Source organism: Pandoraea horticolens (genome assembly GCF_902459555.1).
GTDB classification, from domain to species: domain Bacteria; phylum Pseudomonadota; class Gammaproteobacteria; order Burkholderiales; family Burkholderiaceae; genus Pandoraea; species Pandoraea horticolens.
In genome coordinates this window covers 1-25,215 of record NZ_CABPSM010000008.1, presented here as the reverse complement: position 1 = coordinate 25,215, position 25,215 = coordinate 1, and the positions used below count along the sequence as shown (strand labels likewise).

At 63.7% G+C, this 25,215-nt stretch carries 20 protein-coding genes; 6 read left to right on the top strand and 14 right to left on the bottom strand.

Annotated features, from left to right (window positions below; all coding sequences use genetic code 11):
- Window positions 1–47 precede the first annotated feature (47 nt).
- Window positions 48–713 carry a response regulator gene (locus tag PHO31112_RS14285; protein WP_150621124.1) on the top strand — a complete coding sequence of 222 codons (666 nt, stop codon included), beginning with the start codon at window positions 48–50 and terminating at the stop codon, window positions 711–713.
- On the top strand, window positions 710–2,122 hold the full coding sequence (locus tag PHO31112_RS14280; RefSeq protein WP_150621123.1) for an ATP-binding protein: 1,413 nt from the start codon (window positions 710–712) through the stop codon (window positions 2,120–2,122). Before PHO31112_RS14285 ends, PHO31112_RS14280 begins: the two co-directional genes overlap by 4 nt.
- A gap of 39 nt (window positions 2,123–2,161) precedes the next feature.
- Here PHO31112_RS14280 and PHO31112_RS14275 read toward each other — a convergent pair whose 3' ends face one another.
- The 8 genes from PHO31112_RS14275 to rpe all read right to left on the bottom strand — a co-directional run bounded on the left by PHO31112_RS14275 (window position 2,162) and on the right by rpe (window position 14,864).
- Window positions 2,162–4,468, bottom strand: coding sequence for a DUF3141 domain-containing protein (locus PHO31112_RS14275; protein WP_150621283.1), 2,307 nt, complete (start codon window positions 4,466–4,468; stop codon window positions 2,162–2,164).
- Between the two features lie 185 nt (window positions 4,469–4,653).
- The gene (locus PHO31112_RS14270) at window positions 4,654–5,868 is read right to left on the bottom strand and encodes an ABC transporter permease (protein WP_150621122.1); all 1,215 of its coding nucleotides are present in this window, start codon (window positions 5,866–5,868) and stop codon (window positions 4,654–4,656) included.
- Window positions 5,868–8,645, bottom strand: coding sequence for a ribosome-associated ATPase/putative transporter RbbA (rbbA, locus tag PHO31112_RS14265; RefSeq protein ID WP_150621121.1), 2,778 nt, complete (start codon window positions 8,643–8,645; stop codon window positions 5,868–5,870). Before rbbA ends, PHO31112_RS14270 begins: the two co-directional genes overlap by 1 nt.
- A gap of 10 nt (window positions 8,646–8,655) precedes the next feature.
- Entirely contained in the window at window positions 8,656–9,729 is a 1,074-nt protein-coding gene (locus PHO31112_RS14260) for an HlyD family secretion protein (protein ID WP_150621120.1), read from the bottom strand.
- A 16-nt stretch (window positions 9,730–9,745) separates the two neighbouring features.
- The gene (locus tag PHO31112_RS14255) at window positions 9,746–11,299 is read right to left on the bottom strand and encodes an efflux transporter outer membrane subunit (protein WP_150621119.1); all 1,554 of its coding nucleotides are present in this window, start codon (window positions 11,297–11,299) and stop codon (window positions 9,746–9,748) included.
- A gap of 277 nt (window positions 11,300–11,576) precedes the next feature.
- Window positions 11,577–13,082: an anthranilate synthase component I gene (gene trpE, locus PHO31112_RS14250; protein WP_150621118.1), complete on the bottom strand. Its 1,506-nt coding sequence runs from the start codon at window positions 13,080–13,082 to the stop codon at window positions 11,577–11,579.
- Between the two features lie 388 nt (window positions 13,083–13,470).
- Window positions 13,471–14,187 (bottom strand): phosphoglycolate phosphatase, encoded by a 717-nt coding sequence (locus tag PHO31112_RS14245; protein ID WP_150621117.1) that lies wholly within the window; start codon window positions 14,185–14,187, stop codon window positions 13,471–13,473.
- Complete coding sequence (rpe, locus tag PHO31112_RS14240; protein WP_150621116.1) at window positions 14,184–14,864, bottom strand: ribulose-phosphate 3-epimerase; 681 nt, start codon at window positions 14,862–14,864, stop codon at window positions 14,184–14,186. The genes PHO31112_RS14245 and rpe overlap by 4 nt, the downstream gene beginning before the upstream one ends.
- 267 nt (window positions 14,865–15,131) lie before the next feature.
- Here rpe and apaG point away from each other — a divergent pair, with 267 nt between their 5' ends.
- Window positions 15,132–15,506, top strand: coding sequence for a Co2+/Mg2+ efflux protein ApaG (gene apaG / locus PHO31112_RS14235; protein WP_150621115.1), 375 nt, complete (start codon window positions 15,132–15,134; stop codon window positions 15,504–15,506).
- 27 nt (window positions 15,507–15,533) lie between these two features.
- On the opposite strand, the gene PHO31112_RS14230 is transcribed toward apaG, so the two are convergent.
- A complete protein-coding gene (locus PHO31112_RS14230) occupies window positions 15,534–15,785 on the bottom strand; it encodes a hypothetical protein (RefSeq protein WP_150621114.1) in 252 nt (83 codons plus the stop codon).
- Here PHO31112_RS14230 and mltA point away from each other — a divergent pair.
- Window positions 15,706–16,932, top strand: a complete 1,227-nt coding sequence (mltA, locus tag PHO31112_RS14225; RefSeq protein ID WP_425495203.1) for a murein transglycosylase A — start codon at window positions 15,706–15,708, stop codon at window positions 16,930–16,932. The genes PHO31112_RS14230 and mltA overlap by 80 nt on opposite strands.
- 102 nt (window positions 16,933–17,034) lie before the next feature.
- Here the strand turns inward: mltA and paaK are convergent, their stop codons facing one another.
- The 5 genes from paaK to paaN all read right to left on the bottom strand — a co-directional run bounded on the left by paaK (window position 17,035) and on the right by paaN (window position 22,863).
- Window positions 17,035–18,330: a phenylacetate--CoA ligase PaaK gene (paaK, locus tag PHO31112_RS14220; protein ID WP_150621112.1), complete on the bottom strand. Its 1,296-nt coding sequence runs from the start codon at window positions 18,328–18,330 to the stop codon at window positions 17,035–17,037.
- 85 nt (window positions 18,331–18,415) lie between these two features.
- The gene (paaI, locus tag PHO31112_RS14215; protein WP_174995718.1) at window positions 18,416–18,874 is read right to left on the bottom strand and encodes a hydroxyphenylacetyl-CoA thioesterase PaaI; all 459 of its coding nucleotides are present in this window, start codon (window positions 18,872–18,874) and stop codon (window positions 18,416–18,418) included.
- A gap of 118 nt (window positions 18,875–18,992) precedes the next feature.
- Window positions 18,993–19,775 (bottom strand): 2-(1,2-epoxy-1,2-dihydrophenyl)acetyl-CoA isomerase PaaG, encoded by a 783-nt coding sequence (gene paaG / locus PHO31112_RS14210; RefSeq protein ID WP_150621111.1) that lies wholly within the window; start codon window positions 19,773–19,775, stop codon window positions 18,993–18,995.
- 48 nt (window positions 19,776–19,823) lie between these two features.
- Entirely contained in the window at window positions 19,824–21,026 is a 1,203-nt protein-coding gene (gene pcaF, locus PHO31112_RS14205; RefSeq protein WP_150621110.1) for a 3-oxoadipyl-CoA thiolase, read from the bottom strand.
- A gap of 142 nt (window positions 21,027–21,168) precedes the next feature.
- Window positions 21,169–22,863 carry a phenylacetic acid degradation protein PaaN gene (paaN, locus tag PHO31112_RS14200; protein WP_150621109.1) on the bottom strand — a complete coding sequence of 565 codons (1,695 nt, stop codon included), beginning with the start codon at window positions 22,861–22,863 and terminating at the stop codon, window positions 21,169–21,171.
- A gap of 518 nt (window positions 22,864–23,381) precedes the next feature.
- On the opposite strand from paaN, the gene PHO31112_RS14195 reads away from it, so the two are divergent.
- Both PHO31112_RS14195 and PHO31112_RS14190 read left to right on the top strand, forming a co-directional pair.
- Window positions 23,382–24,158 carry an enoyl-CoA hydratase gene (locus tag PHO31112_RS14195; RefSeq protein WP_150621108.1) on the top strand — a complete coding sequence of 259 codons (777 nt, stop codon included), beginning with the start codon at window positions 23,382–23,384 and terminating at the stop codon, window positions 24,156–24,158.
- Between the two features lie 85 nt (window positions 24,159–24,243).
- Window positions 24,244–25,047: a basic amino acid ABC transporter substrate-binding protein gene (locus PHO31112_RS14190; protein ID WP_150621107.1), complete on the top strand. Its 804-nt coding sequence runs from the start codon at window positions 24,244–24,246 to the stop codon at window positions 25,045–25,047.
- Window positions 25,048–25,215: the final 168 nt, after the last annotated feature.

Here is a 25,215-nt window from a genome sequence, read left to right as displayed (position 1 = left end):
ACGCAAATTGCGTAACATGAAGCGGTATTCAAGGGAGGTACGGATTCATGCGAGTGTTGCTGGTTGAGGACGATGCGTTGATTGCGAGCGGCATTGTTGCGGGGTTGGAGGCGTTGGGCATTGCAGTCGAGCATGCGGCGAGCGGGTTGGCGGCGGTGTCTGCGCATGCGGAAAACACGTTCGATGCGTTGGTGCTCGATCTGGGTTTGCCTGACGGTGACGGTCTCGGGGTTCTGGCGAATATCCGGGCGGTGGAGCCTGAAGTGCCTGTTCTCATCTTGACGGCGCGCGACGCGATAGAGCATCGGATTGCGGGGTTGAATGGCGGGGCGGACGACTACATGGTCAAGCCGTTCGATTTGCGCGAGTTGTCGGCGCGATTACATGCGTTGATGCGTCGCGCGCAGGGGCGGGCTGCGCAGGTCATCGAAGCGGGGCCGTTGCGATTGGAGCCAGCGAGTGGATTGGCGTGGTTGGATGGTGAGCCGGTCGAGTTGTCGCGCAAGGAGGTTGATTTGCTGGCGCATTTGGCGAGTACGCGGGGGCGATGGTTGACGCCGGACATGTTGCACGAGCGGATGTATGGTTTGTCGGAGCGGGTCAACAGTAATGCGTTGAACGTTCACATCCACAACGTGCGTCGCAAATTGGGGTGCGAGGTCATTCAAACGGCGCGTGGTTTGGGGTATCGATTGGGGTGGAAGTTGTCATGAGCCTTCGACTGAGAGCGGTATTGATTGCCGGTATTGCGTTGATAGTGCTTTGGGTGGTGGCGGCGGGATGGATGATGCGAGGGGTGGAGGCCAATCTTGACAGGGCGTTGGATCAACGTTTGGCGATGTCGGCCCGGATGGTATCGGGTTTGTTGGCGCGGGTGGCGTTATCGCCGTTGGGGCCGACTGTGGGGCAGTCGGATTGGGGAGAGGTGATACGCGTGGGCACCAACGATGGCATCGCGTGCGAAATACGTTCGGTGCAGGGCGTGGTGTTGGCGCGGACCGATGGTGGGCCGCAGGCGGTGGAAAAGGCGTTGCCGATGGGTTTCAGCACGATGGAGATTGATGGCAAGCGTTGGCGAATTTACGTATTGCAGGACGACCGGGGGTATCAGGTCATGACGGCGGATTTGTTGGAGAGGCGGGCGGGCTTGAGCAATGCATTGTTGAGAGCGGCGGGCGTACCGTTTCTGATCGCTGTCATGGGGGGATTGATTGCATTGTGGATAGGCATAGGCCGGGGTTTATCGCCGTTGGAGACCTTACGTGCGACGTTGCGTGACAAGCGTGCGGACGACACGGCGCCGATTGATCTGGGCCGGGCCCCGACGGAATTACGTCCGGTAGTTTCGGCATTAAATGGATTATTGGATCGTTTGACGCAGGCATTGGCGTATCAGAGGGCGTTCACGGATGCGGCGGCGCACGAGTTGCGCACGCCGTTGACGGCGGTGGACACACACTTGCAGGTAGCTGAGATAACGAGTGGAGAGCCGGCCAGACACGCGTTGAATATGGCGGGCGTTGGTGTGCGCCGGTTACGGCATACGCTGGATCAGATGATGACGTTGGCGCGTGCTGAGGCGCCGGCACATGAGCAGGACACGTGCGGGTCGGTGCGCGGTGCAATAGAGGGGGTATTGATCGAATGGGAGGAGACGGACCGGGGCCCCGTTCCGCCGCGAGTTGGGTTTATGTCTGAGTGGAGGAATGGGGCTCCGGTCCGTCGTGGGGGACCACGGGTGGTCTTTAGCATGGAGTGCGAAGACCGGGGCACGGCGGTTCCCCATTCGATGTTGGGCACGGCGATAAGAAACCTTGTGGACAACGCGATGCGTTACTCGCCCGAGGGAAGCCTTGTGGATGTGAGGGTGGAGATGGACGAGGATCGGCGGCGGTATTGCATTGAGGTGGGGGATCGGGGGCCGGGTCTTACGCCGGAGCAGGCGGGGCAAATGGGGCAGCGATTCTGGCGAGGGGATCGGGGTCGGCAGCAGGGAGAGGGGGCGGGATTGGGGATATCGATAGTGAGGGCGATAGCGTCGCGTTTCGACGCTACTGTGGAGTTTGCGGCACGCGAGGGGGGAGGTTTGTTGGCAAGGATCTATGCGCCGATAGGGCGATGACCGGGGGTAGACCACCGGTGCATCGTTGGTAGAGAGAGTTCAGCGGGCTTTCCTGGTTTTCGGGGCACTAGTTGTGCGAACGGTTTTCGCGGCGGCGGTGCTTGTCTTTGCGGCTGGGGGGCGCTTGCGGGGCGTGGCGCTGGTGTTTGCGGCGCGTGCGGTGCGTGCAGTGCGTGAGCCGGATTTCTTTGGCGCGGCAGCGTGTTCCGTGTTGGCCATCTGCTGCGAAGCGGCGTTTTCGAAGACCGCCAGCACCTGTCGCAGATCGCGTTGCTCGCTGTCGTCGAGCGGTACGGCGAGGCTGAGATCCTTCACGGCCTTCGCCACACGCCGGATGTTCGCCGGTGTCGAATGGGCGAGCATGCCGGGAATCGCGTCCATTGCTGCGTCGGGCGCCATGCGTAGCAACCCGGCCTGACGGCGGATCATCTCGCGGAAGCGCTCGATTGAAATATCGCTCTCGCCGCGCACCAGCGAGCGTGCGAGGTTGAATTGTCGTTCATCGGCTTCACCATGCAGACGATGCACCCAGAGCAGTGCGCGAATGCCGGCTTCGAGCAATCCGCCCTGGCGCAGTTCGTGACGGCGATGCGTTAGCGTGTCCTTGACGAACGCGATGTGTTCCGGCGATGTGCCGGGATGCACCCGAACCGCTGCACCGTCGCTGCCGTGCAACCCGGCGAGCGCTTGCACCCATGGCTGTCCGTAAATCAGTTCGAAGGCCTTTTCGTAGCCATCGTCGCGCGTATCTCGATAGAAATTGAGCGATTGCTCGATGGTGCTCGACACCGCCGATTCCAGCGCAAGGAATGGATTGTCCGACGGCACCGGATGGCGCGTCTCGCGCACGCGCTCTGCTTTCGCGGCGAACGGCACGGCAAATGGATTGCGATCCGACCAAAGCTCATAACTCACGCGCAGCGGATGCAGCACACGCATCCAGTACGCCGAATTTGGCGTGACCATTGCGCGCACCCATGGTTGAACGAGACTGCGATACAACCCGAGATTGATGTCCGAGAGATGTGCCACTGCTGCAAAACGCCGATCGCTCTCGGCATCCGGTTGGACAATGGCGCGTACATCCTCGACGCTGCGTTGCTGAATCGACATCACGTAATCGCCGTCGATCAACTCCCGATGCGGCATATCTTCCGTCTTGTCGGCGATCTGCGCCTGATAGATCCCGGCCGGCAGCACGTCGATCAGATCGATATTGTTGACGAACTCACGGTGCTCCTTGCGCCCGGTGCTGCCCGACACGAAAATGCCAAGGTGGCCGATGCTGTCGTGCGTGGCGTACACAATCGTCTGATCGTGACTGAGCACTTCCGAGTCGTCGCGATACATATCCGTCACGAAGCCCAGCGCCTGCGGCGGCGGCGTAATGTTGTCGCCGTACGAGCAAAACACCACGATAGGCGAGCGGATATTTCGCAGATCGATCCGGATGCCGTCGCTCGTGATCAACTCCGCGCTCGTCAGGCGGTTGCCGACGAACAGATTGTCGACGATGTACTGCATCTCCTGCGCGTTCAGAAACACATGCCCGCCCCAGTACTTCTCGAAACCGAGATAGCGCGGCGCTTCCGTGTCCACGTTGGCGTAAAGGTGATACTTCTTGTGCCACAGCGTATTGGCCGGGTCGAGATTTTCGAAGTTCTGCACCAGCCAGGCGCCGTCAAAGCGACCGTCGCCGAGATCGCTCGTGAGCGCCGTCAACCAACTGCCGCCGAGAAGTCCCCCCGAATATCGCATCGGGTTGCGCCCGCGCCAACCTGCCCAATAAGACAGCGGCGCCCCGGCCACGATGATCGGCCCGAACAGTTCGGGACGCATCGCCGCCGTCATCAACACCTGCCAGCCCGCCTGACAATTGCCGATGACCGCCGGTTTGCCCGCACTCTCGGGATGCAGAGAAATCACCTTCTCCAGAAACGCGGCCTCCGCGTGCATCACGTCCTCAACCGTCTGGCCGGGAACAGGGTCGGGCAGAAAGCCCACGAAATAGCACGGATGCCCCGCTCGCAGGGCGGCACCGATCTCGCTGTCCGGCTTGAAGCCGCCGATGCCCGGGCCGTGACCTGCGCGGGGATCGACCACGACAAACGGGCGTGCATTCGGTCGCGCCGGCGTATCGTCCGGCGGCAGAATGCGCACCAGCGCGTAGTTGCACGGACGCGGCAAGTCGTGCGCGTCGAGCACCACCTCCGCGGGAAAGTCGAGCACGTTCGGCGCCGATTCGGCGAGGTGCGCCTGATACTGATTGCCGCGCTGACGCATGACGTCGGCGTAGAGCACGCTGCGTTGCCAAGCATCGACGGCATACTCGGCGGCTGCGGCCATCCACGGCAGGTTGGCCAGCCACGGGTTGGCGGCAATCCACGGGGTATCGGCAGCTTTGGCTGCACCAGTGGACGCCGTGGCGCGGGAAGACCGACGTTCGAGTGCGGCAGACGACTTGGCGGGCATGGCCATGACCTCACAAATCCGGTAGACAGGGCTGGCGAACGGCGCGCGGGCGCAGGGCGTTACGCCATCGAACTGAGTGTGCGGCGAAAACGTCGCAACGAGAAAGCGAAGAACACGGCGCCGATGACGGTCAGCGCCACGAACTGCACCCACACCGCGCCGATGCCGGCGCCACGGAACAGGATCGCTTGACCCAACTCGACGAAATGCGTCGTGGGTGCGGCGAGCATCACGTCTTGCACCGCCTTCGGCATGCTCTCGCGCGGTGTGATTCCGCCCGAGAGCATTTGCAGCGGCAGCAGTACCAGAATCATCAACATACCGAACTGCGGCATCGAGCGGGCGAGCGTTGCCAGATAGATGCCCATCGACGTGGTGGCGAACAGATGCAGCGTCGCGCCCAGCATGAACAGCGCCACCGAACCGCCAATCGGCACATGCAGCGCGCCGCTCACGATCAGCCAAAGCGACATGCCTGCCGCGATCAGCACCACCAGCCCCATCGACCAGACCTTCGCCAGCATGATCTCGGCCGGTGTCACCGGCATGACCAGCAAATGCTCGATCGTGCCGTGCTCACGCTCGCGAATGAGCGCGGCACCCGTGAGAATGATCGAGAGCATCGTGATGTTGTTGATGATCTGCATCAACGCACCGAACCACGCACGCTCCAGCGTCGGGTTAAAGCGCACCCGCAACGCCAGATCCACCGGCAATTCCGGCGTCGACCGGTATCGTTGAAGGAATTCGCGCACCTCTGCCGACACGATCTGTTGCACATAGCCACTGCCCGAAAACGCCTGACTCATGCGAGTCGCGTCGACATTGAGCTGCACCTCCGCCGTGCGTCCCGCCAGAATGTCGCGCTGAAAATTTGGCGGAATGTTCAGCGCGAACGTGTACGCCCCCTCGTCCATTCCCTGGTCGACGGCATTGGCCGTAATCATGCGCGGCAGCGTGAACTGCGGCGGATAGAAGGCCGAGACGATGCGCTGCGAGAGCGGCGACACGTCTTCGTCCACGATGGCGATCGGCGCGACGTGCAGCGTATCGGGCTGGGCCGTGGCCGCCGAATACACCGACGCCGTGAACGTGTAGACGATGAGCACCAGCATCATCGGGTCGCGCACCAGGCTCCAAAGCTCCTTCACCCCGAGCCGGTAGATGTTTGCCAGATGCCGCCGCCACGGATGCGCGTGGCGCGGCGTCGCGACGCTGGCCTTTGCCGGTGGCGCTGGTGGGGGAGAGGCTTGCGGCGCGCTCGGGCTCGTCATCACTTGTCCTGTTTCTTGAGCATCAGGATCGTGACGCCCAGAATGACCGGCACGGCGACGAGCATCGGCCAGAAGGCGCTGCCGAGATCGGCAAACCCGAGCGCCTTGTTGAAGACGCCGCGGCTGATGATGAGCATGTAAGTCGCCGGGTAGATCTCGCCGATAAGCCGGCCCGAGCCCTCCATCGATGGCACCGGCGTGAGCATTCCACAGAACTGGATCGCCGGAATCATCGTGCCGATCATCGTGAAGAACAAAGCCGCGATCTGGCTGCGGGTAAACGTCGACGCGAGCAGGCCAATGCCGGTGGCGACGACGTTGAAAATGAAGACGGCGGTCGTCAGCGTGAGGAAGCTGCCCTTGATCGGCACGCCGAACAGCGTCACGGCGATCAGCGCCATGAGCAGGAAATTCAGCATCGCCAGCGCGACATACGGGATCTGCTTGCCGATCAGGAATTCCGTGCGCGTTACCGGGGTCACGTACAGATTCAGGATCGAGCCGAGTTCCTTCTCCCGTACCACGGACAACGCCGTGAGCATCGCAGGCAGCATCAGCAACAGCAGTGGAATCACCGCAGGCACCATCGCCGGCAGGCTCTTCACGTCGGGGTTGTAACGATAGCGCGTCACGATATCGAGCGATGCCGTCAGGCGCATACCGAGCCGGCGCAGGGCCTCATCGGCCAGCCAGTTCTGGTGCATGCCCTGCACGTAACCCTGCACCGTCTCCGCGCGTAACGGCATCGCGCCGTCGATCCACGCGCCGATCTGCACGGCCTTGCCGTGCGACACATCACGGGCGAACCCCGGTGGAATCTCGATAGCCAGCGACAGTTCGCCGCTGCGCAGCCGCCTGTCCATGTCCTCGTAATCGGTGATCGGGGGTTGTTCGATGAAGTAGCGCGACCCCGAGATATTGAGCGCGTAGTTCTGACTCAGCGTGGTCTGGTCGCGGTCGAGTACGGCGTAGCGCAGATCTTCCACATCCAGACTGATGCCGTAGCCCATCACGAGCATCAGCACGAGCGAGCCAACCAGCGCGAGTGTGGCGCGCACCGGATCGCGTTGCAGCTCCAGCGTTTCGCGCCAGAGATAGCTGATCATGCGGTTGAGCGAGAACGCCTTGTGTTGCGCGTGCGTCGCTTCGGCGAACGCGGGGCCGGGCACCGCCGGCGCGGGCGTCCCAGGCGTTTCAGCCTTACCGCCGCCCGCTTCGACAAGGTATTCGATGAAAGCCTGCTCGAGCGTGGCCGCGCCTTTATCTTGCGTGATCTTCGCAGGCGGATCGGACACAAGTACCTTGCCCGCGTGCATCAGCGAAATGCGGTCGCAGCGCTCCGCCTCGTTCATGAAGTGCGTGGAAATGAAGATCGTCACGCGGTCCCGGCGCGACAACTCCACCAGCAGACGCCAGAAGTTGTCGCGCGCCACCGGATCGACGCCCGACGTCGGCTCGTCGAGAATCAGCAATTCGGGTCTGTGCACCATCGCCACGGCGAGCGACAGACGCTGGCGCATGCCCAGCGGAATGCTGTCGGGCAGGGCGTCAAGCTCATCGGCGAGGCCGAAGCGTTGCACCATCTCCGCCACGCGCGCGTCGACTTCCGCCTCCGGTACGTGGAACAGCCGCGCGTGCAGCACAAGGTTCTGATGCACCGTCAACTCGGTATAGAGCGAGAACGCCTGCGACATATAGCCCACGCGGCGACGGGTGTCGATGTCCTTCGGATCGACTTCGTTGCCGAACAGCCATGCCTGACCCTCGCTCGCTTGCAGCAAGCCCGTGAGCATCTTCATCGTGGTCGACTTGCCGCAGCCGTTCGAGCCGAGAAAGCCGAAGATCTCGCCGCGACGGATACGAAAATCCACGTGATCCACCGCCACGAAATCGCCGAAACGCATCGTCAGGCGCTTGGCCTCGATGGCGATCTCCGTGTGCTCGTCGACGTGCAGCGGCGGAATCGAGACCGGTTCATAGCCGATCTTCTCTTCGTCCGGCAACAACGCGATAAACGCGGCTTCGAGGGTGGCGCAGTGCGTGCGCGCCAGCAACTCGGCCGGCGTGCCGGTCGCGAGCACATTGCCCGCGTCCATCGCCACGAGCCAGTCGAAGCGCTGCGCTTCGTCCATGTAGGCAGTAGCGACGATCACGCTCATGGCCGGTCGCTCCCGGCGAATGCGTGCGATCAGATCCCAGAACTGCGCGCGGGCGAGCGGATCGACGCCGGTCGTCGGCTCGTCGAGAATCAACAGATCCGGGTCGTGAATCAGCGCGCAGCACAGGCCGAGCTTCTGCTTCATGCCGCCCGAGAGCTTGCCCGCCGGCCGATCGAGAAACGGATACAGGCCGGTGCTGCGCGTGAGGTCGTCGATGCGGCGGCGACGCTCGGCGGTGTCGTGGCCGAACAGGCGTGCGAAGAACTGCAGGTTCTCTTCGACGGAGAGCGTCGGGTAGAGATTCCTGCCGAGCCCCTGCGGCATATAGGCGATGCGCGGGCACACGAGATCACGGTGGGCCTTACTCGCCATGTTGCCGCCGAGCGCTTCGACCGTGCCCGTCTGCACCGCTCGCGCCCCCGCAATGAGCGAGAGCAGCGTGGACTTGCCCACACCGTCCGGCCCGATCAGGCCGACCATGCCGTTGGCCGGAATGTCGATGCTGACGTCGTTCAGGGCAACGGTCTTGCGGCCATAACGCAGCGTCACGCCAGCCATGTGTACGACCGGCGGCACGTCGTGGCCCGGCGAGGACGAAAGCGAGGGGGGCGCCGTCATGATGCGAGGCTCACTGCGGCAGCTTGGTCTGCAACTGGGCAGGCCAGGCTGCCTGGCTATCGGTCTTCACCCACGTCACACCGGGCAGGCCCGTCTTCACCAGCGACAGATGCTGTTGCAGCAACGCCGGCGCGATCTGAGCGCGTACGCGGAACATCAGCTTCTGGCGCTCGCTCTCGGTCTCGACCGTCTTGGGCGTGAACTGCGCCGTGCTGGAGACGAACGAGATGCTCGCGGGAATCACATACTGCGGCGCCGCGTCGAGAACGATGCGGGCTTCGGCGCCGATGGCCAGACGCCCGGCCACCGTTTCGGGCAGGAAAAACGTCATGTACACATCCGACAGGTCGACGAGATTGAGAACCTTGCCGCCCGCCGCAAGCACCTCACCCGGTTGGGCCACGCGGTACTGCACCCGACCGTCGCGCGGCGCCTTGAGTTCGCTGTCCGTGATATCGGCTTCGATGCGAGTGACGGTGGCCTGCACGGCCTGGACCGTCGACTTCGCGCCCGTGACCTGAGCGTTGGCAGCTTCGACCGCAGACTGCGCGGCCGCCACCTGCGCGCGCGCGGCGGTAACGGCGGCGCGTGTGCTGCGAACCCGCGCACGGTCGTCGTCCAGTTCCTGCACCGACGAGGCGCCCTCCTTCGATAGCGTTTCCGAGCGCGACAACCTGCGTTGGGCCGCGTCGAGTTCGGCCTCGCGTGCGGCGACATTGGCTTCGGCCGTCGCTTTGTCGGATAACCTTGCTGCCGCCTGCGCCTGAATCGCCGCGACGTTGGTCACGGCCTGCTGATACTGCGCGCGGGCTTCGTCGCGCTGCGCGTTGAGCGTGTCGATCTGCATCTTGGCGAGTACCTGACCCGCCTTCACGAAATCGCCCTCCCGAACGTAGATGGCTTCGACACGTCCCGCGAGCTTGGTGGCCACGTCGACCTCGGTGGCTTCGATGCGGCCGTTGCCGCTCGTAAAGCCGGCGCCGGGGCCCGTGTGGTTATAGGTTTTCCATCCGTACCAACCCAGCCCGACGACCGCTAGCACGATCAGTGCAGGAACCAGTTTCTTGGCGTTGGGAAGCGTCATGTTTAGCCCTTTGACTTTATTGGACGGCCGGTGCGACGTTCGCCGGACTCGCTGCGCCAACCGCGCCGGGCGGCGATGGCTCGACGACGCGAGGCGTGCGGGCGAACGGTCCACCGGGGGCGTCGGCTGCGGGCATGAGGCGGCTGCCGCCCCCGAGCGCCGTGTAGAGCGATACGCGCGCGGAGAGCAGCGCGCGACGCGTCTGCACCGTTTGTTGTTCGATGGCGAGGAGATCGCGCTGGGCGTCGAGCACTTCGAGGAACGCCGCCGCGCCGTGGTCGTAACGCAGCTTCGCGAGCCGTGCGCGCTCGGCCTGGGCATCCTGCGTGGCTTGCAGGATCGTGACCTGATCGGCCAGCCAGCGGCGCGCGCTCAGGGCATCGGCGACATCGCGGAATGCCTCCTGAATCGTCTTCTCGTAGTTCGCAACGGACTCGACGCGACGGGCTTCGGCGAGATCGAGGTTGTTCACGAGGCGTCCGCCCTGGAAGATCGGGATATTGATGCTCGGCGTGAACGCCCACGCGGCGCTGCCGGCGGTGAACAAACCGTCGAGCGCGCTGCTTGCCGTGCCGACCGAGCCGGTGAGCGTGATCTGCGGGAAGAAGGCCGCGCGTGCCGCACCGATGTTCGCGTGAGCGGCGCGCAATTGATACTCGGCAGCCATGATGTCCGGCCGGTCTTCGAGCAACGACGACGGCAGGCCGGGCTGGAGATCGCGCATCAGGCGGGCGTCGTCGGCCGTGTGGTCGAGCGCCAGCGGCGAGGTGTCGATCGGTGCGCCCACCAGCACTTGCAACGTGTGGGCCTGCGCGGCGCGTTGTTGCTGGAGTTGCGTGACGAGCGCACGCGCTTGCTGCCAGAGGGTGGTGACTTCGGTGAGATCGAGCTTCGACGTCGAGCCGACCTGCTCGCGACGCGTGAAGATACGCAGCGACTCGGCGCGGCTGTCGACCGTTTGCTGCGCCAGGGCAATGCGTTCGTCTAACTCGCGCAGGTTCAACCACGTCTGTGCGACTTGCGAGATCAGGCTCAGTTCGAGGGCGCGGCGAGACGCATCGGAAGCCAAATATTCGTCGAGCGCGGCATCCTTCAGGTTGCGAATCCGGCCCCAGAAGTCCAGCTCCCACGTCGACAGGCCGAGGCCGACCTGATATTGGCTGCTGACATAGGGCTTGCCGGTGAGGCTCAAATCGCCGGGTACCCGCTGACGTGTCTCGCTCGCGCCGCCACCCAGCGACGGAAACAGATCGGCGCGTTGAATGCCATAGGCCGCTCGCGCCTGTTCGACACGAGCAAGTGCGACGCGCAGATCGCGATTGTTGGTCAACGCGGTTTCGATGAGCGTGCGCAACTGCGGATCGACGAAATATTCTCGCCAATCGAGCATGGACGCAGACTGCACCGCCGCGGTGGCGGGGGATGTGCTGACATCGGGTGTCCACACATCGGCCACCGGGGCCGCAGGGCGCTCATAAGTCGGCGCCATCGAAAGACAACCGCTAAGCAGGGTAGTGACAAGTGCGGCTATCGCAGCAATCGCAAAGGAGTTTGCGACGCCGGAACGCATAGGTGAAATACATGATTTCGCCATAGAAGCTTCGACCTCCCGACGGACGATTAACTATAGCGTGGTGACGTCAATTGGCGTATACCGGAGGCGTCGAAAAAAAGCGAACGGTTGTGCTAAATCAACAAGGGCCCCGAATCGAGTAGAGATTCGATTCAGGGCCCTGAGAATGTCGATGTCACGCCAATGCAATATAGGGAACGCGTGGGCGTTTCAAGCCGCGGCGTGCGTCACCTTGGTGCGGCGGCGCGAGACGTGGATGGTGCGCCGCGCCGGATCAGGACTCGGCGTCGAGACCATCCTGCACCTGTTCGGCCGCACGCAGCACGGCGCGGGCCTTGTTTTCCGTTTCTTGCCATTCGGATTCGGGCACCGAGTCGGCCACAATACCGGCAGCGGCTTGCACATACAGATTGCCGTCCTTGATGACGCCGGTACGAATCGCGATGGCGACATCCATTTCGCCGCCGAACGACAGATAGCCCACGGCGCCGCCGTACAGGCCGCGCTTGACCGGCTCGAGTTCGTCGATCAGTTCCATGGCGCGAACTTTCGGCGCGCCGGTGAGCGTGCCGGCCGGGAACGTGGCGCGCAGCACGTCGATGTTGGACAGTCCCGGTTGCAGACGGCCTTCCACCGAACTCACAATGTGCTGCACATGTGAGTACTTCTCGATGACCATCTTGTCGGTGACTTCGACGGTGCCCGTCTGTGCAATGCGGCCCACGTCGTTGCGTGCCAGATCGATGAGCATGACGTGCTCGGCAATTTCTTTCGGATCGCAAAGCAATTCGGTGGCTAGTTCCGCATCGCGCTCGGGCGTGGCGCCACGCGGGCGCGTGCCGGCCAGCGGGCGAATCGTGACGATTTCGTGCTCGCCGTCGGGTGTCTGGCGACGCTCCTGACGCACGAGAATTTCGGGCGATGCGCCGACCACCTGAAAATCGCCGAAGTTATAGAAATACATGTACGGCGACGGGTTGAGCGAGCGCAGCGCACGGTAGAGCGACAGCGGGGCGTCGCGATACGGCTTGATGAGACGCTGGCCGACTTGCACTTGCATCAGTTCGCCGGCTTCGATGGCTTCCTTGGCCTTCGCAACTGCCGCGAGGTAATCCGGCTTGGCGAACTCGCGGAAGGTTTCGGTGCGCACGCTGCCGGACGTGACGGGGGCATCAACCGGCGCCTTCAGGCGAGCGCGCAACTCGCGCAGACGCAGGCGCGCCTTCGAATACGCTTCCGGCTGTGTGGGGTCGGCGTAAATGATGAGGTAGAGCTTGCCGGTCAGGTTGTCGATCACGGCCAGTTCTTCCGTGAGCAGCAACTGAATGTCGGGCAGGTTCAGATCGTCGCGCGGCGTGGTGTGCGCGAGCTTCTTCTCGATGTAGCGCACGGCGTCGTAGCCGAAGTAGCCGGCCAGGCCACCGCAAAAACGCGGCATGCCGGGGCGCAGCGCCACTTTGAAGCGCGCTTGGAACTGGGTGATGAATTCGAGTGGATCGCCGTGGTGCGTCTCGACGACGGCGCCGTCGCGCACGACCTCGGTTTTCGGACCGAAGCTGCGCAGCAGCGTGCGTGCGGACAGGCCGATGAACGAGTAGCGGCCGAAGCGCTCGCCGCCGACGACTGACTCGAGCAGGAAGGTGTTCGCGCCACGCCGGTCGCCCAGCGCCAGCTTGAGATACAACGAGAGTGGGGTGTCGAGATCGGCGAAAGCCTCGGCGATCAGCGGAATGCGGTTGAAGCCTTGATTGGCCAGCGATTTGAATTCGAGTTCGGTCATGTTGCACTCTGCCTGCAAGTTTGCCGGCGGGTAGTCCCGCAGAATCGGCGTGGATTGGCGTTGAGAATACCTGAGTCGTGTCGGGGTGGATGTGCTGACCCACACCGGGTCACGGCGAACGCGCGCGCACCTGCGATGCGACGACGATTACCGCGTCTCGGCGAACCCGCGCGCCGTGCGAAACGGCGTGCCGATGTGTCACTTCTTGGGAACAACAACGATGCAAGAAACGGGTTGCTGAAGACGAACTCCAGCGGTCCCGGCCACCCCTTTGGGAAGGGTTCAGCAGGACCAGCGTCGCCAGGGCCAGGCCCCCCGGTCGATCACGCTAAGACTCCGTTTCTTGTTCAGGAACATGCGCTTGAATGCAGTGTGGAAGACGGCGAATTCAACTCGCCAGCGCGGGCGTTGCCTTGGGCAGAATGGCCCGGGCGGCGCCCAGAATTGAGGCGACTATACCATCCGTGTCGATCGTTTGTACAGATTCGCCATGGTTGTAGCCATACGGCACCGTGAGCGACCGGCAACCCGCTGCGCGGGCGGCTAGCGCGTCGTTGCCCGAGTCGCCGACCAGCACGGCTTGCGCCGGCGATACGCCGAACGCTTCGCAGGCTTTGACGAGCGGCATCGGGTCGGGCTTGCGCTTGGGCCACGAATCGCCACCGTACACAAGGTCGAACTGATCGGACAGGCCGTAGTGCTCGAGCAGCGTCACGGCAAAGCGGTGTTGCTTGTTGGTGATGCACGCCACCGGCAGACCGGCGTCGCGCAAGGCCGCCAGCCCTTCGCGCACTTCCGGGTAGAGCGCCGTGTGCTTGCCGTTGATCGACGTGTAGACGGCTTCGTACTTGTCTTGCGCACGGTCGAACAGGCTGTCGATTTCGGGCGCGGCGAACCGCTCGGCGAGGGTCTTGCGTACCAGATTGGCCGTGCCTTTGCCGACAAACGTCATCAGACGCTCGGTCGGTACGGGCGCAGCACCCAGATCGGCCAGCATGGCATTGAGCGCCACGCCGAAGTCACCTGCCGTGTCGACGAGCGTGCCGTCGAGGTCGATCAGCACTGCGCGGATGCCGTCCAGTTGGAGAGAGGCGGTATGGGTCATGCCACGTTCGCCAGTTGGGCGCGCATCTGGTCGATCACCGCCTTGTAGTCGGGTTTGCCGAAGATCGCCGAACCGGCCACGAATGTGTCGGCGCCGGCGGCGGCGATTTCGGCGATGTTGTCGACCTTGACGCCGCCATCGATTTCCAGACGGATCTCGCGGCCGGTCTCGGCCGTGTAGGCGTCGATGCGCGCGCGCACGGCACGCAGCTTGTTGAGTGCCTCGGGAATGAACGACTGACCGCCGAAGCCGGGGTTCACCGACATGACGAGCACCATGTCGAGACGATCCATCACGTGATCGAGATAGTGCAGCGGCGTGCCGGGATTGAACACGAGGCCGGCCTTGCAGCCGTTGTCACGAATCAGGCTCAGCGTGCGGTCGACGTGTTCCGAGGCTTCCGGGTGAAAAGTGATCAGGTTGGCGCCGGCTTTGGCGAAGTCGGGCACGATGCGGTCGACCGGGCGTACCATCAGATGTACGTCGATGGGCACGTCCACGTGCGGGCGGATCGCCTCGCACACCATCGGGCCGATGGTCAGGTTGGGAACGTAATGGTTGTCCATCACGTCAAAGTGAATCCAGTCGGCGCCAGCCGCCACAACGTTACGGACCTCTTCGCCCAGCCGGGCAAAGTCGGCGGACAGGATGCTGGGGGCGATACAGAATTGCGTCATGGCGGGACAGGGAATGGCGTCAAAAGCGATATTTTAAAGCTTTCGCATGACCCCTGCCCGTAGTGAGCTGAATGTGCGGGCGCCTTTGCGGCATGTTTGCCGGTTGCGACCCGCGACGACTTGCCGCAGAATGCCTTGCAAAACGGGATGGCGCCTGTGCCGCACGTCCGTCACGATGCCGGTAGCAGGCATCGTGACACCTTAGGCAGCGCAGCGCTGTCAGACCAGAACGTCATCAGAGAGCACCATGCGCAACAGGAACACCCGATGAGCCAGTATGAATTTACCGTCACGGTGCGCCCGCAATACCTCCCGGAGCAATCGGAACCGGACCGTCGGCAATTCGCTTTTGCCTACACGATCACGATTCGCAACAGCGGGGAAGTGCCGGCCCAACTGATCTCGCGTCACTGGGTGATCACCGACGGCGACAACCATGTGCAGGAAGTCAACGGTCTGGGCGTGATCGGCCATCAGCCGTTCCTGCAACCCGGTGAGCAATTCGAGTACACGAGCTGGGCGATGGTCGCCACGCCGGTCGGCACCATGCGCGGCGAGTACTTCTGCGTGGCCGAGGACGGCACGCGCTTCGAAGCGCCCGTCGCCGAGTTCGCGCTCACCATGCCGCGCACCCTGCACTGAGCCGGGAAGGCGCACGGTGTTCGAACCTCAGCGACGATCGTCGGACCAGTCTTCCCGTTTGAGCGGATCGTCGGCTGCGCGAGCGGCCGGGTCCGGGCTCGAAGGATCGACCGGGTCTACGGTATCGCTCGGCATCGGCCGGATCGCGCGCGTCTGGCGAACCCTGCGTTTGAGCGACGGTTTGCGTCGCATCACGACAATGGCGGCGACGATCACGATCGCCAGCAACACTTCCGGCAAGACCAGCAAGGCCGGATATTCATCGAACAGATTACCCATGACGCTCTTCCTGAATATGTTTGGGCGGTGGCGCGCCGGCCGGGGCCTGGCGCTTGCCGCGTTTGCCGCATTGCTCTACGGTTGTTCGAGTGTGCCTTCGCCTCCTTCGGGCACTTATCGTCCAGGCACGCCGCCGTCGACGGTCGCGACACCGCCTTCCGGTGCGGGCCGCATGCAGCCCGTGTCGTGGTCGCAGGTCGATGGCTGGCAGGACGACTCACTCATCGGTGCGCGTCTCGCGCTGGCCCAGAGCTGTGTGAAGCTGGGCCGTCAGAACAACTGGCAGCCGGCCTGCCGCGCGGCCGAGCATCTCGACGATCTGGACCCGGCATCGGTGAGGCTGTTCTTCGAGCAGTACTTTACGCCGTTTCGTATCGCGAACTCCGACGGTACGCAATCGGGCCTGATCACAGGCTACTACGAGCCGCTGCTGCACGGCTCGCGTGTGCGCGGCGGCGTCTATCAGACGCCGCTCTACAAATGGCCCGCCGGCCGCAAGGCCGGATCGCTGCCCGCGCGTGCCGAACTCATGCGCAGCGGCATGCTGCGCGGCTACGAACTGGTGTACGTGGACGACCCCATCGAGGCGTTCTTCCTGCAAGTGCAAGGCTCCGGCCAGGTGCTGCTCGACGACGGCTCGATCATGCGTGTGGGCTATGGCGGTAACAACGACCAGCCTTACAAGTCGATCGGACGCTGGCTGATCGATCGTGGCGAGATCACGGCCGCCCAGGCGACGATGCAGGGCATTCGCGCCTGGGCGCGCGCCAATCCGTCGCGTGTCGACGCCTTGCTCGACGTGAACCCGCGCTTCGTCTTCTTCCGCGAAATGCCGAACCACGGCGTGGGCGGTATCGAGGGGCCGATTGGCGCACTGGGTGTGCCGCTCACGGCCGAACGCTCGATTGCCGTCGATCCGGCATCGATCCCGCTGGGCAGTCCGGTGTTTCTCTCGACGACGCGCCCGCCCTTCGGCGCGCAGGCGAACGCACCGATCAACCGGCTGATGTTCGCGCAGGACACGGGCAGCGCGATCAAGGGCGGTGTGCGTGCCGACTTCTTCTGGGGCTTGGGCGACGATGCCGGCGATCTGGCCGGACGCATGCGCCAGAGCGGCCGGATGTGGGTGTTCCTGCCCAATCAGTGAGGTCTGGCGCCAACGAAAAAGCCCGCGAAATTCGCGGGCTTTTTTCATGGCGACGAACGCCGGCAGCGTTGAACGCGGAATTAATGTGGCATTAGCGTGGCATTAGCGCGGACGCTTGTCCAAAACCCGTCGCGCTTTGCCCACCGAACGCTCGATGGCGCCGACCGGCTTCACGCGCACGGCGCACGACACGCCGATGAGGGTCTTGATGTCGCGCTTGAGTTCGCCGGCCGCCGATTGCAGCGTGGAGTCATCGTTGCAGCCGACGGCCGCTTCGATTTCCACCGCCATCGTGTCCATCGGACCTTCCTTGTCCAGAATGATCTGATAGTGCGGCGAGAGCACCGGCTGACGCAGCAGCAGTTCCTCGATTTGCGACGGGAAGACGTTCACCCCGCGAATGATCATCATGTCGTCCGAGCGGCCGGTGATCTTCTCCATGCGGCGCATGGTGCGCGCCGTGCCGGGCAGCAGACGCGTGAGATCGCGCGTGCGATAGCGGATGATCGGCAGCGCTTCCTTGGTGAGCGACGTGAACACCAGTTCGCCGAACTCCCCGTCGGGCAGCACTTCGCCCGTTTCCGGATCGATGATTTCGGGGAAGAAGTGATCTTCCCAGATGGTTGGGCCGTCTTTCGTCTCGGCACATTCGCAAGCCACACCGGGGCCCATCACTTCCGACAGACCGTAGATGTCGACCGCATCGATGCCCATGCGCTTTTCGATGGCCGAGCGCATGTCGTTCGTCCACGGCTCCGCACCGAAGATGCCGATGCGCAGCGACGAGTCGGCCGCCACCACGCCCTGGCGCTCGAGTTCGTCGGCAATCGCGAGCATGTAGCTCGGCGTGACCATGATGATGTCGGGCTTGAAGTCCCGAATCAGTTGCACCTGCTTCTCGGTCTGCCCGCCGCCGAACGGGATCACCGTCAGGCCGGCGCGCTCGGCGCCGTAGTGCGCACCCAGACCGCCCGTGAACAGGCCGTAACCGTAGCTGATGTGCACCTTGTCGCCGCGACGCGCGCCCGAAGCACGGATCGAGCGTGCGACCAGATCGGCCCACGTGCTGATGTCGTTGGCGGTGTAGCCCACGACCGTCGGCTTGCCCGTCGTGCCCGAAGACGCATGCACGCGCGAGACCTGTTCCATCGGTACGGCGAACATACCGAACGGATAGCTGTCGCGCAGATCCTGCTTCGTTGTGAAGGGGAACTTGGCCAGATCGGCCAGCGAGGTCAGATCGTCCGGATGGACGCCGGCCTCGTCGAACTTCCGGCGATACACCGGCGAATTTTCATAAGCATGCCGCAACGTCGTCTTCAGACGGTCGAGCTGAAGGCTGCGCAGTTCGTCGAGGCTCGCTTTCTCGATCGGCTCGAGCGGCAGGGCGGTGGTCATGACTGTCTCCTTGGGACTTGCTACTTCTCACTGTTACGCATGTGTCTCGCGAACCCGTGCCCGGATTCGCGTATTGCCGGGCGTGTCAGACGACATTGCCCTTGATCTGTGCGGACTTGCCGCGGAACATCGCCACCACGTCGCCCGCCGAATTCGTCAGGCGAATGTCGTAGATGCCATGGCGCCCCGAGAGCACCTGCTCCTGTGCCTCGGCCGTGAGCGTGTCGCCCCCCGAGACCGGCTTCAGGAATTCGATGCTGCATCCGGCCGCGACCGTATTGATGTTGTAGCTGTTGCACGCGAAAGCAAAAGTCGAGTCGGCGAGCGTGAACATCAGGCCGCCGTGGCAGATGGCGTGACCGTTGAGGAATTCATCGCGAATGCGCATCGTCATGCGCGCGTAGCCCGGACGCACATCCTGCAACTCCATGCCTAGCCACTGGCTCGCACGGTCGCTGCGGTACATGGCCTCGCCCGTCGCGCGGGCGAGTTCTTCCGGGGTCATCTCACTGGTTGCCTTGGTGGCGGGGGAGGTCAGGCTCATCGTGTCTCTCGTCTTGTTATGGTGTCGGTCTTTCGTGCGGCGCGCGTGGTTTTGGCGTGCTTCGTGCGTTGTTGCTGCGCTTGTCCCGCCGTTTCCCCGGCCCGTGCAGTGTCTATGATCAGCGGCCTTCGAACTTCGGCGCGCGTTTCTCGAGGAACGCGTTCACGCCTTCGGCATAGTCGTACGACGCGCCCAGTGCACGCTGGGCGTCGCGCTCGACATTGAGCTGCTGGTCGAGCGTGTTGGTCGCCGAGGCGTACAGCGCTTCCTTGATGTTCGCGAGGGCCTTGGTCGGCTGCGTCGCCAGTTGTGCGGCGAGTTTCTGCGCTTCGTCAAGCAAGGCGTCGTCGTTGACGCAGCGCCAGATCAGTCCCCATTGTTCGGCTTGTTCGGCCGGCAACTTGTCGCCGAGCATCGCAAGCCCCATCGCGCGGGCCATGCCGACGCGTTGCGGCAGGAACCACGTGCCGCCCGTGTCGGGCACCAGGCCGATCTTGACGAACGCCTGCACGAAGTTGGCCGACGCGCCCGCGAGCACGATGTCGCAGGCGAGGGCCAGATTGGCCCCCGCGCCAGCGGCGATGCCGTTCACCGCAGCGATCACCGGCAGCGGCATTGCGCGCAGCTTGCGCACGAGCGGGTTGAAGTTCTCGTCGATCAGTGCCCCGAGATCGGTTGAGGCGCCCGGCGTGAAGTCGAGATCCGCCAGATCCTGACCGGCGCAAAAGCCGCGTCCGGCACCGGTCAGCACAATGGCTCGCGCCCCTTGTGCCTGCGCGCTATCGAGGGCGTCGCGCAGCGCCGCATGCATCTGCCGCGTGAAGCTGTTGAGCTTCTCGGGACGGTTGAGCGTGATCGTTGCGACGTTCGCGTTCAGCGTCAGTTGAACCGTGGCGGTCATCGGTGTCTTCCTCCGGGTGTCTTGTGATGTCGGGGCGGTGCCGGGCGCTCAGACGCGCTCGATGGCGATCGCAATGCCCTGGCCCACGCCGATGCACATCGTGCACAGCGCGAAGCGTCCGCCGGTGCGGTGCAATTGGTACATCGCGGTCGTCACCAGACGCGCGCCTGACGCGCCCAGCGGGTGGCCCAGCGCAATGGCGCCGCCGTTCGGGTTCACGCGGGCATCGTCGTCGGCAACGCCGAGTTGACGCAACACCGCCAGACCCTGACTCGCGAAGGCTTCGTTCAGCTCGATCACGTCGAACTGATCCAGTGTCATGTTCAATTGCTTGAGCAGCTTGACCGTGGCCGGGGCCGGGCCGATGCCCATGATGCGCGGGGCGACACCGGCGGTGGCCATGCCGAGCACGCGCGCACGCGGCGTGAGGCCGTGCCGCTTGGCGGCGCTTTCGCTCGCGAGCAGCAGGGCGCAGGCGCCATCGTTCACACCCGAAGCGTTGCCTGCGGTGACGGTGCCGTCCGGGCGCACCACGCCCTTGAGCTTGGCCAGCGATTCGAGGCTCGTCGCGCGCGGGTGCTCGTCGCGCTCGACGACGATCGGATCGCCCTTCTTCTGCGCGATCGATACCGGCGTGATCTCTTGTGCGAGTGTGCCGTCCGCTTGGGCGCGTGCGGCCTTCTCCTGGCTGCGCAGGGCGAAGCGGTCCTGATCTTCGCGGTTGATCTTGAAGTCGTCGGCCACGTTCTCGGCCGTCTCCGGCATCGAGTCCACGCCGTATTGCGCCTTCATCAGCGGGTTGATGAAGCGCCAGCCGATGGTCGTGTCGAAAATCGCGGCCTGACGGGCGAACGCGCTGTCGGCCTTGCCCATGACGAACGGTGCGCGGGTCATCGACTCGACGCCGCCAGCGATCATCAGCCCGGCTTCGCCTGCCTTGATGGCGCGCGCGGCGCTGCCGATGGCGTCCATGCCCGAGCCGCACAGACGGTTGAGCGTGGCGCCCGGCACGTCGATCGGCAGTTCGGCGAGCAGTGCGGCCATGCGGGCCACGTTACGGTTATCTTCGCCGGCCTGGTTGGCGCAGCCGTAGATAACGTCGTCGATCAGCGTCCAGTCGACGTTCGGGTTACGCGCCATGAGCGCTTTGAGCGGGATCGCGCCGAGGTTGTCGGCGCGAACGTCCTTCAGGGCGCCGCCGTAGCGGCCGATGGGCGTACGGATCGCGTCGCAGATGAAGGCTTCGGTCATGATGTCTCGTTCCTGTCTTTTCGTGGGGCGGGGGCACGGCGGCGGCCGCGCGACGGTGAGTGCCTAGGATAGTGGCTGAGCGTCGCGCTGACATGCCGTAAGGTGTTTGCCGCCCTCTCTCTATATAAATGGATGGTGGTGCTCAGGCGGCGCCGGTGTCGGACTTGGCCGGCACGTGGTGGCGGCTCTGTACGACGCGGAAACGATTTGCGACGAAGGCGGCGTCGGCGAGGCTCGCGTTCGCGGCCGGATTGCCGCCCGTGCCGTGGTAATCCGAGAAGGCAGCGGACTGGTTCACGAACACGCCGCCGGTCAGGTTGAGCGACAGCGCGACGCGACCTTCGATGGCGGCGTCGATCGCCTGGGCTTCGCCTTCGGCCGTCGTCGTGTAGGCCGACAGCGTGAGCGCGCCATGTTCGGCTGCGGTGCGGCCGGCCAGTGCAAAGGCTTGTGCGCTGTTGTCGACGGCAATCACGAAGGCGATCGGGCCGAACCACTCGCGGGTGTACGCAGCTTCGTCGGCGACGTCGAGGGCGACGATCAGCGGCGTGCGCACGCGGGCATCGGCGAAGGCTGGGTGCTGGAGCGTCTGGCTGTCGAGCACGATGCGGCCGACCTTGCGGGCTTCATCGATACGGGCGAGCACACCTTCGTTCTGAATCGCACCGAGCAGTTCGACGGCCTTGGCCGGGTCGCTGCAGGTCTTCTGGACGCTACCGGCGATGGCGGCGACCACTTCGTCGAACGACACTTTGCCGTCCGGCGTCTGGATGCCGTCGCGCGGAATGTAGATGTTCTGCGGCGCCGTACACATCTGCCCCGAGTACAGCGCCAGCGAGAAGCCGATGTTGCGGGCCATGCCCTTCAGGTCGTCCGTCGAATCGATCACGATTTGGTTCACGCCGGCCTTCTCGGTGTAGACCTGCGCCTGACGGGCGTTGGTCTCCAGCCAGTCGCCGTTGGCGGTGCTGCCGGTGAAGTCGATCACGCGCACTTCATTGCGCTTGGCCAGTTGCTGGACGATGGCGCCGTCGTTCGGGTTGGTGGCCGCGAGCGTGACGACATCCGGATCGAAGCCGGCTTCCTTGAGCACGTCGCGTGCAATCTTGACGGTGATGGCGAGCGGAAGGATCGCGCCCGGGTGCGGCTTGACGATCACGGCGTTGCCCGTGGCGAGGCTGGCGAACAGGCCCGGGTAGCCGTTCCACGTCGGGAACGTGCAGCAGCCGAGCACCAGTGCCACGCCGCGCGGCACGACGGTGTAACGCTTTTCCATCGCCAGCGGCGGGTTCTTGCCTTGCGGCTTCTCCCAGTAAGCATCCGCCGGGATGCGGCGCAGTTCGTCCCAGGCGTACGCCACGGCTTCGAGGCCGCGATCCTGTGCGTGCGGGCCGCCGGCCTGGAAGGCCATCATGAACGCCTGACCCGTCGTGTGCATCACGGCGTTGGCCATTTCGAAGCTGCGCGCGTTCAGGCGCTTGAGGATTTCCAGCGACACCCCGACCCAGGCGTCCGGGGTGGCGGCACGCCACGACTTGTGGGCGTCGCTCACGCGGGCGAGCAGGGCGTCGATCTCGAAACCGGGATAGGTCGTGCCGAGCGCGAAGCCGAAGGGCGATGCCTCCTGACCCACGCTGCCCGTGCTGCCGCGCTGCTCCAGCGGGAAGGCCGCGTTCAGGTACTGCTTGAAAGCGGCTTCGCCGTCGGCGGCGGCCGTCTCGCCATACGCACGCGGGCTCGGCATTTCCGTGAACGGGCTCCAGTAACCACGCGTGGCGATGGCCTGAAGGGCGCGCTCGAGAGTCTCTCGGTGTTTGGCGAAGAGGGGATGAGTCATGGTTGTGGGTTTGTCCGTGTCGGGATGCGGCTGGCGGATTCGCTGTCTGCCGACGGGCACGTTCGTGCAGGCGCGCGGCAAGACGCAGGAAACGGCACCGGGTCGTGGTCGATATGTCTCATGAACATTAATTGACCGACCGGTTGGTTTGTTAATATAGCATCAAATCTTTCGGGCGTGGCACGCGATGACGCCGGGTTTTCCCCGACGGATTGCACGGCGTCCGGGTTTATGCGGCGGCATGCATGGCGCTGCGGCCCGGTGCGGCGCGCACGGTTGGCCGTTTGCTTGGCGCAAGAGAGGTGCGTGGCCGGGAGATCGATGGCATCATGCCTAACCACTGCAGTCGACGCCCGGCAAGCCCTTTTTACCGCGGTTTGCCGTGTGCGCCGCAGCGCCGTTGCCAACCAATGGCGTGTCCATCGCCTTATGCCTGTTTCCGGCGACGGCGAAGGTGTGACGCCTTAGCCGCGCTGCCCCCCAAACCACAAGACGACTTTGACTGGAGGAAAAAGAGGATGACGTACGAGAACATTCTGGTGGAGACGCGTGGCCGCGTCGGTCTGATCACGCTGAATCGTCCCAAGGCGCTCAACGCGCTGAACGATGCGCTGATGGACGAACTGGGCACCGCGCTGACCGCCTTCGACGCTGACGAGGCCATCGGTTGCATGGTGATTACCGGCAGCGATAAGGCGTTTGCGGCAGGGGCGGATATCGGCATGATGTCGAAGTACACCTTCGCCGACGTATTCAAGGGCGACTACATCACGCGCAACTGGGAAACCGTGCGTCGAATCCGAAAACCGGTGATCGCTGCCGTGTCGGGTTTCGCCCTCGGTGGCGGGTGTGAGCTGGCGATGATGTGCGACTTCATCATCGCGGCCGACACTGCAAAGTTCGGTCAGCCGGAAATCAAGCTCGGCGTGATTCCGGGCGCGGGCGGCACGCAGCGTCTCACGCGCGCGGTGTCGAAGGCCAAGGCGATGGACATGTGCCTGACGGCCCGTTTCATGGATGCGACGGAAGCGGAGCGGGCGGGTCTCGTGTCGCGCGTGGTGCCTGCGGACAAGCTGCTCGACGAGGCCATTGGTGCCGCCAACACCATCTGCGAATACTCGCTGCCGGTCGTGATGGCTGCCAAGGAAGCCGTCAATCGCGCATTCGAATCGACGCTCGACGAAGGGGTGCAGTTCGAGCGCCGCCTATTCCATTCGCTGTTCGCGCTCGAGGATCAGAAGGAAGGCATGGCGGCGTTCGTCGAGAAGCGAAAGCCGGTTTTCAAGCATCGCTGAGCCCGTTGTAGAAAACCGGGATGACCTCCGGATGCGGGGGTCGTCCTATGATAGGCTGCCGGTTTTTTCAGCAAGGGGCGAATCGATGGCGATGAAACGACGTGCATTTGCGCTGGCTTTGGTAGCGGCCTCCGGGCTGTTATTGAGCGCCTGCGGGAAGAAGGAAGAATCGGCCGCGGGCCGGTCAGTCGGGCCGGATGGCTCGCAACCTGTGTACGTCGTCGGTTCGGACGCCGCCTATGCGCCGTTCGAGTATGAGACCGATACCCGGCAGATCGCCGGCTTCGATATCGAAGTGATGAAGGCCGTCGCCGACAAGGCGGGCATCTCCATCCGGTTCATCAATACGCCGTTCGAGGGCATCTTCAATTCGCTGGTGCAGGGGGATCGGGACATCCTGATTTCGGCGATCACGATTACGAATGAGCGTCGCAAGCAGATGAACTTCTCGACGCCTTACTTCGAGGCATCCCAGTTGATTGCCGTCCCGGCCAACTCGACTGTGCAGAAGTTTGAAGATCTGAAGTCCCTGAAGGTGGGTGTGCAGACGGCGACCACGGGCGATGAAGTCGTGCAAAAGCTCATGGGCAAGAACAATCCGGCGGTCAAACGCTTCGAAGGTACGCCGCTTGCGATGAAAGAGCTTGAGGCGGGCGGTGTCGATGCGGTGGTGGCCGACAATGGCGTCGTGGTGAACTTCATTGCGAATAATCCGAATGCCAAGTTGCGTACGGTCGCCGATAGCAACTTCCCGAAGGAGTATTACGGCATTGCGGTACGTAAGGGCGATGTCGAGCTGTTGGCCAAGATTAATAAGGGCATCGATGCGATCAAGGCGGATGGCACGTACGACGCCATCTTCGAGCGCTACTTCGGCAAGAAGTCCTGAGGTTCTCTCGCCCGTTGGATATAGGGCATTGGCACCGGTAGGTGCCGATGCCTGATAAAAAAGCCCCGTCATTTACGGGGCTTTTTATAGGTTTTCAAATTATTTTCACAAAGGGCTTGCCAGGGTTCGGGGTTTTCACTAATATCTCGTCTCTCGCAACGATGGCGA

Bases quoted from the DNA above. Each gene is read 5' to 3' on its own strand.
- PHO31112_RS14285 (WP_150621124.1), top strand. From the start codon at position 48: ATGCGAGTGTTGCTGGTTGAGGACGATGCGTTGATTGCGAGCGGCATT.
- PHO31112_RS14280 (WP_150621123.1), top strand. From the start codon at position 710: ATGAGCCTTCGACTGAGAGCGGTATTGATTGCCGGTATTGCGTTGATA.
- PHO31112_RS14275 (WP_150621283.1), bottom strand. From the start codon at position 4,468: ATGGCCGCAGCCGCCGAGTATGCCGTCGATGCTTGGCAACGCAGCGTG.
- PHO31112_RS14270 (WP_150621122.1), bottom strand. From the start codon at position 5,868: ATGACGAGCCCGAGCGCGCCGCAAGCCTCTCCCCCACCAGCGCCACCG.
- rbbA (WP_150621121.1), bottom strand. From the start codon at position 8,645: ATGACGGCGCCCCCCTCGCTTTCGTCCTCGCCGGGCCACGACGTGCCG.
- PHO31112_RS14260 (WP_150621120.1), bottom strand. From the start codon at position 9,729: ATGACGCTTCCCAACGCCAAGAAACTGGTTCCTGCACTGATCGTGCTA.
- PHO31112_RS14255 (WP_150621119.1), bottom strand. From the start codon at position 11,299: ATGCGTTCCGGCGTCGCAAACTCCTTTGCGATTGCTGCGATAGCCGCA.
- trpE (WP_150621118.1), bottom strand. From the start codon at position 13,082: ATGACCGAACTCGAATTCAAATCGCTGGCCAATCAAGGCTTCAACCGC.
- PHO31112_RS14245 (WP_150621117.1), bottom strand. From the start codon at position 14,187: ATGACCCATACCGCCTCTCTCCAACTGGACGGCATCCGCGCAGTGCTG.
- rpe (WP_150621116.1), bottom strand. From the start codon at position 14,864: ATGACGCAATTCTGTATCGCCCCCAGCATCCTGTCCGCCGACTTTGCC.
- apaG (WP_150621115.1), top strand. From the start codon at position 15,132: ATGAGCCAGTATGAATTTACCGTCACGGTGCGCCCGCAATACCTCCCG.
- mltA (WP_425495203.1), top strand. From the start codon at position 15,706: ATGGCGGCGACGATCACGATCGCCAGCAACACTTCCGGCAAGACCAGC.
- PHO31112_RS14230 (WP_150621114.1), bottom strand. From the start codon at position 15,785: ATGGGTAATCTGTTCGATGAATATCCGGCCTTGCTGGTCTTGCCGGAA.
- paaK (WP_150621112.1), bottom strand. From the start codon at position 18,330: ATGACCACCGCCCTGCCGCTCGAGCCGATCGAGAAAGCGAGCCTCGAC.
- paaI (WP_174995718.1), bottom strand. From the start codon at position 18,874: ATGAGCCTGACCTCCCCCGCCACCAAGGCAACCAGTGAGATGACCCCG.
- paaG (WP_150621111.1), bottom strand. From the start codon at position 19,775: ATGACCGCCACGGTTCAACTGACGCTGAACGCGAACGTCGCAACGATC.
- pcaF (WP_150621110.1), bottom strand. From the start codon at position 21,026: ATGACCGAAGCCTTCATCTGCGACGCGATCCGTACGCCCATCGGCCGC.
- paaN (WP_150621109.1), bottom strand. From the start codon at position 22,863: ATGACTCATCCCCTCTTCGCCAAACACCGAGAGACTCTCGAGCGCGCC.
- PHO31112_RS14195 (WP_150621108.1), top strand. From the start codon at position 23,382: ATGACGTACGAGAACATTCTGGTGGAGACGCGTGGCCGCGTCGGTCTG.
- PHO31112_RS14190 (WP_150621107.1), top strand. From the start codon at position 24,244: ATGGCGATGAAACGACGTGCATTTGCGCTGGCTTTGGTAGCGGCCTCC.